5 protein-coding genes are annotated in these 3,559 nt (G+C 65.4%); 1 reads left to right on the forward strand and 4 read right to left on the reverse strand.

Annotation, left to right across the window (positions count from 1 at the left end; all coding sequences use genetic code 11):
• Positions 1-90: 90 nt before the first annotated feature.
• Entirely contained in the window at positions 91-321 is a 231-nt protein-coding gene (locus ACRDUX_RS31575) for a DUF167 domain-containing protein (RefSeq protein WP_526419906.1), read from the forward strand.
• 91 nt (positions 322-412) lie between these two features.
• On the opposite strand, the gene ACRDUX_RS31580 is transcribed toward ACRDUX_RS31575, so the two are convergent.
• From ACRDUX_RS31580 to ACRDUX_RS31595, 4 genes are all read right to left on the reverse strand, one after another.
• Complete coding sequence (locus ACRDUX_RS31580; RefSeq protein ID WP_526419907.1) at positions 413-1,168, reverse strand: ABC transporter ATP-binding protein; 756 nt, start codon at positions 1,166-1,168, stop codon at positions 413-415.
• Entirely contained in the window at positions 1,155-1,991 is an 837-nt protein-coding gene (locus tag ACRDUX_RS31585) for an ABC transporter ATP-binding protein (RefSeq protein WP_526419909.1), read from the reverse strand. Before ACRDUX_RS31585 ends, ACRDUX_RS31580 begins: the two co-directional genes overlap by 14 nt.
• Positions 1,988-3,196, reverse strand: a complete 1,209-nt coding sequence (locus ACRDUX_RS31590; protein ID WP_526419911.1) for a branched-chain amino acid ABC transporter permease — start codon at positions 3,194-3,196, stop codon at positions 1,988-1,990. The genes ACRDUX_RS31585 and ACRDUX_RS31590 overlap by 4 nt, the downstream gene beginning before the upstream one ends.
• Positions 3,193-3,559: ABC transporter permease subunit (locus ACRDUX_RS31595; RefSeq protein WP_526419913.1), on the reverse strand; the 367-nt coding region annotated here is incomplete at its 5' end. The genes ACRDUX_RS31590 and ACRDUX_RS31595, both read right to left, overlap by 4 nt.

Genomic DNA, 3,559 nt, shown 5'->3' on the forward strand with positions numbered 1-3,559 from the left:
GCCTAGTCCAGCGCCGCCGACCGTGCGTGTCTGTACGCGACACGCCGAGGCCAATTGAGCATTCACGCACGCTCGGCGTTGAATTGATTGATGTCCGAGTTCATTCGGGTGCGCGTCAAACCCGGCAGTCGAAAGGGTCCGCTCGTCGAGGTGGTCGACGACGACGAGCTGACGGTCTACGTCCCCGAACGCGCGGTCGACGGCAAGGCGAACGAGGCGGTCGTCAAACTGCTGTCCGAACATCTTGGGGTGCCGCGCAGTCGGGTGGTGCTCGCTTCCGGTGCAACGTCACGCGTCAAGCGGTTCCGCATCGATGTCTGACCCCATCGAGCGTGCGCAAACGACCAAACTTCCTCGGCGCGTCGCGTACAGACACGCACGCTCGCGGTGGAGGGGTGATAGGTGTACGGGGTCAGGCCACGCCGAGGTAGGCGGCGCGAATGCTGTCGTCTGACAACAGGTCTGGAGCATTGCCGGTCCGCGTGACCGAACCCGTCTCCAGGATGTAGGCCCGATCGGACCGGCTCAGGGCCTGCTGGGCGTTCTGCTCGACCAGGAGCACCGTGGTGCCCTGCTTGTTGATCTCCGAGATGATCTTGAAGATCTGCGAGATCACCATCGGGGCCAGACCCATCGAGGGCTCGTCGAGCAGCAGCACCTTTGGCCGGGCCATCAACGCACGGCCGATGGCGAGCATCTGCTGCTCGCCGCCCGACAGCGTTCCACCGACCTGGCTGCGGCGCTCGGCAAGCCGTGGGAAGGTCTCCAACACCCAGTCGAAGCGCTCACGGTGCTCGGCCTTGCTCGGGAAGGTCCGCCCGTAGCAACCCATTTCGAGGTTCTCGACGACCGTCATCCCTGGGAACACGCCGCGTCCCTCCGGGGCCTGAATCAAACCGTCGACGACCCTTCTGTGTGCCTTGACCCTCGAGACGTCCTTGCCGTCGAACCACACCGAACCCGACGTCAGGGGCCGCAACCCGGAGATGGCCCGCATCATCGTGGTCTTGCCCGCGCCGTTGGATCCGAGCAGGGTCACCAGCTCGCCCGCGTGGACCTTCAACGAAACCCCGTGCAGGGCCTGAATCCGGCCGTAGTGCACGACGACGTCGCGCACCTCCAATAGCACCGGTCGCGGGTCTGCGTCCATGGTCTCAGAGTTCGTCATCGGGAACCCCCAGGTATGCGGCGATGACCGCCGGGTCTTCGCGGATGTCGACAGGCAGCCCGTCGGCGATCTTGCGGCCGAACTCGAGCACCACGATCCGGTCCGTAACGCCCATGACGAGCCGCATGTCGTGTTCGATCAGCAGCACGGTGTAGCCGTCGTTGCGGATGGCCTGGATGAGCTCGATGAGCGACGCCTTCTCGCTGGGGTTGAACCCGGCCGCGGGCTCGTCGAGGCACAATAGCTTCGGCTCGGTTGCCAGGGCACGGGCGATCTCCAACCGACGCTGATCTCCATACGGCAGGTTCTTGGCCTTCTCATCGGCACGCTGCGAGATACCGACGAACTGCAGCAGTGCGGCGGCCTTCTCGATCGCCGACTTCTCCTCGCGTCGGTGCCGTGGTATCCGGAGCAGTGCACCGGGGACCGAGGTCTTGTGGCGAGCGTCCGTGCCAACGACGACGTTCTCCAGCGCCGTCATCTCACCCCAGAGCCGGATGTTCTGGAACGTTCTGGCAATGCCGCGCCGAGTGATCTGATGCCGCTTGATCTTTCCCAGCGGAGCGCCATCGAAGAGCACCGAACCCGAGGTCGGTCGGTAGACCCCGGTGATCGCGTTGAAGCACGTGGTCTTGCCTGCGCCGTTGGGTCCGATCAAGCCGAGGATCTCGCCACGTTTGATGTCGAAGGTCACCGAGTCGAGTGCCGTCAGACCACCGAACTTCACGGTCAGGTCCGTGGTCTGCAGGAGCGTCTCACCTTCGGCCGCCTTCACCTCACGGTGCAGCGCCGCCATCTCCTCGTCGATCACCGGTTCGGTCATGCCGCCGCCTTCGAATCGTCGGCCTTGCTCAACAGCTTCTGCGCCGACCTGCCGTACGCGAGCAGTTGCTGCCGCACCGGGAACAGGCCCTGCGGCCGGAAGATCATCAGCACCACCAGCGCGAGGCCGAAGAACAGGTACTTCAGGTCGCCCAGATTGACTCCGAAGAGGTGAACGCCGAGAAGCCGGTTGGGCAGGTAGACGATGATGAACGCGCCGAAGATCACGCCAAGCTTGTTGCCCTGCCCGCCGAGCACCACGGCGACCAGGAACAGCATCGAGTTGATGATGTTGAAGTTGGTGGGTGCGACGTACTGCACTTGGCCTGCGTACAGCGCCCCGGACAGGCCGCCGATGCCCGCACCGATGACGAAGGCCCACAGCTTGAACCGGAAGGTGTCGACGCCCATGACTTCCGCGGCGTCCTCGTCCTCCCGGATGGCGACCCAGGCCCGGCCGACGCGGCTTCGCTCCAGGTTGCCGACCAGCAGCAGGATGCCGATCATCAGCAGCAGGCCGAGCCAGAACCACCAGGTGCCGTAATTCGAGTGGCCGCCCGAGTTGCCGCTGGAGAACACGCCGTTGGGCAGCTTCTCACTCTCGCCCAGCCGTGGATAGGCGATCTGATTCAGCCCGCGGGACCCATTGGTGATGTCGTTGAGGTTGTCGGCGAGAAGGCGGATGATCTCGCCGAATCCGAGCGTCACGATGGCGAGGTAGTCACCCCGTAGGCGCAGGGTCGGCGTGCCCAGGATCAGTCCCGCCAGGGCCGTCACGGCCATGGCGATGGGCACGCAGGACAGCCATGCCCAGTCCTTGCTGAAGAATCCGGTGGGGCTTATCTTGTTCCACGGACTGTCGGGGCTGGTGAGAAGGGCGACCGTGTAGGCCCCGACCGCGTAGAAGCCGACGTAGCCGAGGTCGAGCAGACCGGCCTGGCCGACTACCACGTTGAGGCCGATGGCGATGATCGCGATCATCACGAATGCCGCCAACGTGCCGCCGAAGCTGATCCCCGGGGTGTCGACGAACCCCGGCGTGTGCAGCGGCAACAAGGCCAGCAGGCCGAAGCCGACGACACCGGCGATCCACTTCGCGGGCCTGCTGAGGCCGGCCCACCACTGCCGCAGACCGTCCCCGGGCGCAAGCAGTCGTTGCGCCGGCGTCCTGCCTTGACCGGCAGTCGGTCCGTCCTGGTGGCTCATGCTCGCGCCTTCCCGAGGCTCTCACCGAGTATGCCGGTCGGCCGCACCAGCAGGACCAGGACGAGCAGCACGAAGGCCACGACGTCGCGCCACTGGGTGCCGAAGACCGCTTGGCCGTAGTTCTCCATCACCCCTAGCAGCAGACCGCCAAGCAGCGCGCCGCGGAGGTTTCCAATGCCGCCGAGGACGGCCGCGGAGAACGCCTTGATGCCGAGCAGGAATCCGCCGGAGTAGATGATGCCCTGCGGGACCTTGAGCGTGTAGAGCAACGCCGCGGCGCCTGCCAGGAGACCGCCGATGAGGAACGTGGTCATGATGATCCTCTCGCGGGACACACCCATCAGGGTGGCCGTCGTCGAGTCC

The sequence above is a fragment of the Mycobacterium sp. genome (assembly GCF_050701675.1).
In the GTDB taxonomy this organism is placed as follows: Bacteria; Actinomycetota; Actinomycetes; order Mycobacteriales; family Mycobacteriaceae; genus Mycobacterium.